Genomic DNA, 3,139 nt, shown 5'->3' on the forward strand with positions numbered 1-3,139 from the left:
GCCCCGCGCCCACCACCGCGACGCGGCGGCGTTGCCGCGCCGGCCGCTGCACGAGCACCGTCTCGCGCGCGGCGCGCGGGTTGACCAGGCAGGTCGCGAGCTGCGCCTTGAACGCATGGTCGAGGCAGGCCTGGTTGCAGGCGATGCAGGTGTTGATGGCCTGCGACCGCCCGGCCGCCGCCTTGCGGACGAACTCCGGATCGGCGAGCAGCGGACGCGCCAGGCTCACCAGGTCGGCGCAGCCATCGGCCAGCAGCTGTTCGGCGACCCCGGGCGTGTTGATGCGGTTGCTGGTGACCAGCGGGATCGTGAGGCCAGCGGCGCGCAGCTCGCGGCGCATCGTCTGCGTGACCGATGCGAACGCGCCGCGCGGCACGCTGGTGGCGATGGTCGGCACGCGCGCCTCGTGCCAGCCGATGCCGGTGTTCAGGATCGTCGCGCCGGCCTGCGTGACCGCCTTCGCCAGCGCGACCACCTCGGGCCAGCTGCTGCCGTCGGGGATCAGGTCGATCATCGACAGCCGGTAGATCAGGATGAAATCCGGCCCGACCGCCTCGCGCACGCGGCGCACGATCTCGACTGGCAGCCGCATGCGGTTCTCGTACGAGCCGCCCCAGTCATCGCTCCGATGGTTGGTGTGCGTCACCAGGAACTGGTTGATCAGGTAGCCCTCGCTGCCCATGATCTCGACGCCGTCGTAGCCGGCCTCGCGCGCCAGCAGCGCGCAGCGCACGAAGGCGCGGATCTGCCGCTCGATGCCGCGCGCCGACAGCTCGCGCGGCGTGAACGGCGAGATCGGCGACTGGATGCGCGACGGCGCGACGCAGAACGGGTGGTAGCCGTAGCGCCCGGTGTGCAGGATCTGCAGCGCGATGCGGCCGCCTTCGGCATGCACCGCGCCGGTCACCTCGCGGTGGCGGCGGGCCGCGCCGCTGCTGGCCAGCATGCCGGCGAACGGCTTGGTCCAGCCGGCGATGTTGGGCGCGAAGCCACCGGTCACCATCAGCCCGACGCCACCGCGCGCCCGCTCGGCGAAGAACGCGGCCATCGCCGGGAAGTGCTTGCGCCCGTCTTCGAGGCCGGTGTGCATGCTGCCCATCAGCACGCGGTTGGGCAGCGTCAGGAAGCCGAGGTCGAGCGGGGCGAGAAGGTGCGGGTAAGGGGCAGGAGTGGGGGTCATCGAGTGGGCACGGAGCTGTCGGCCCATGCTATCTTTCCGCGCTCTGGGCCGGGTCAGGGCTTGGCCGCATAGACGCGCCGGGCTTCATCGGGTCCGAGGGAGGCACACGATGTCCCGTTCGCCGGCTGGGAGTGCGATGCGCGACGCCCGCGGCGTTGCAGCGGCCATCGCTTGCCTGGTGCTCCTCGGCGCCGGTGCCGGCCACGCGGCCGAGGCTGCTCCGGCCGCCGCCGCGCCCGCTGAATCAGCTTCCGCCGCCACCGCCGCGCCGGCCACCGACTGGCACTACCGCGTCGTCCCCGGCGACACCCTCTACAGCATCGCCAACAGCTACCTCGCGCCCGGCGCCGGCTGGCAGCGGCTGCAGCGCCTGAACCAGGTCGCCGACCCGAAGCGGCTCGAGCCGGGCCGCCAGCTGCGCCTGCCGGTGGCCTGGCTGCGCGCCGAGGCGACGGTCGCGAGCGTCGCCTTCCTGTCGGGCGCTGCGCAGCGCGAGCGCACCGGCGAGCGCATCGCGCTGGCGGTCGGCGACACGCTGCAGCCCGGCGACCTGCTGCGCACCGAGCCCGACGCGAGCCTCACGCTGCGCCTCGCCGACTCGACGCGCGTGCTGGTCTCCGGCGGCTCGCAGCTGCGCATGGATTCGCTGCTGATGTTCGGCCACAGCGGCGTCACCCGCTCGCAGCTGACGCTCGACGCGGGCGAGGCGGAATCGCGCGTCAACCCGCAGCGCACCCGCGGCTCGGCCTACGACGTCCGCACGCCGGTGCTGACGCTGGGCGTGCGCGGCACCGAGTTCCGCGTGCGCGTGGCGGCCGGCAGCACCGCGGCCGAGGTCACCGAGGGGCGCGTCGCGGCCAGCAGCGGCCGCAAGCCGGTCGCGACCATCGCCGACGGCTTCGGCATGGTGGCCGGTGCGGCCGGCGCCACGCCGGTGAAGCCCTTGCCGGCGGCGCCGGGCCTGTCGACGCTGCCGACCCGCTACGAGCGCGTGCCGCTGCGCTTTTCGTGGCCGGCGCTCGCCGGTGCGGTCGGCTACCGCGCCCAGGTCTTCGCCGACGAGAGCCTGAACCAGCGGCTGCTCGACGGCAGCTTCACCGAACCCGCCGCACAGTGGGCCGACCTGCCCGACGGCCGCTACCTGCTGCAGGTGCGCGCGCGCGACGCCCAGGGCCTGGAGGGCCGCAGCTCGCAGCTCGCGTTCACGCTGAAGGCGCGGCCGGAGCCGCCCTTCACCACCGAACCGCGCGACGAAGGGCATGCCTATGGCGAGCGCGTCGAGTTCAGCTGGACGAAGGCGGCCGCCGCGCAGCGCTACCACCTGCAGGTGGCCGACGATGCGCGCTTCGAGACGGTGCGCGTCGACCGCGGCGACGTGAGCGGCGAGCGGCTCGGCCTCGCGTTGCCGCCCGGCCGCTACCACTGGCGCATCGCGAGCATCGCCGCCGGCGACGACCCCGGCCCGTTCAGCGACGCCAGCAGCTTCGAGCTGCGCGAGACGCCACCGCCGGCCACGCTCGCACCGCCGAAGGACGAGGGCGGGCAGCTGGTGTTCCGCTGGCGCGCCCGCAGCAGCGACGATGCCTACGACGTGCAGGTCGCGACCGATGCCGCCTTCACGCAGCTGGTGCTGGAACGGCGCGAGGACCTGCCCGAGCTGGTGTTGCCGCGCCCTGCCCCCGGCCGCTACTTCCTGCGCGTGCGCACGCAGCAGGCCGACGGCTTCACCGGCCCGTGGGGCGCGACCCAGCAGTTCGACGTGCCGCGCAGCCTGTGGTGGTGGCTGCTGCCGGGCGCGGCGGTGCTGCTGTTGCTGTGAAGGCCGTGGCGTGAAGTGGCCTGCGCCGACCGGCCGCCGCGCGGTGCTCCTCGCGCTCGCGGCGAGCGTGCTGCTCGCCGGGCTGATCGCCGCCAGCGGCACGCTGGCGCCGGCGCAGACCGCCTGGCACGACCTGCAGG

General features: G+C 74.3%; 2 protein-coding genes. One reads left to right on the top strand and one right to left on the bottom strand.

Annotated features, from left to right (window positions below; all coding sequences use genetic code 11):
- On the bottom strand, positions 1 to 1,180 hold a 1,180-nt coding region (locus ACXJLU_RS32965), incomplete at its 3' end, for a 2,4-dienoyl-CoA reductase FMN-binding domain-containing protein (protein WP_457337944.1).
- A gap of 109 nt (positions 1,181 to 1,289) precedes the next feature.
- Here ACXJLU_RS32965 and ACXJLU_RS32970 point away from each other — a divergent pair.
- On the top strand, positions 1,290 to 2,999 hold the full coding sequence (locus tag ACXJLU_RS32970; RefSeq protein ID WP_457337943.1) for a FecR family protein: 1,710 nt from the start codon (positions 1,290 to 1,292) through the stop codon (positions 2,997 to 2,999).
- The last annotated feature ends 140 nt before the right edge of the window (positions 3,000 to 3,139 follow it).

The organism is Rhizobacter sp. P5_C2, assembly GCF_054049715.1.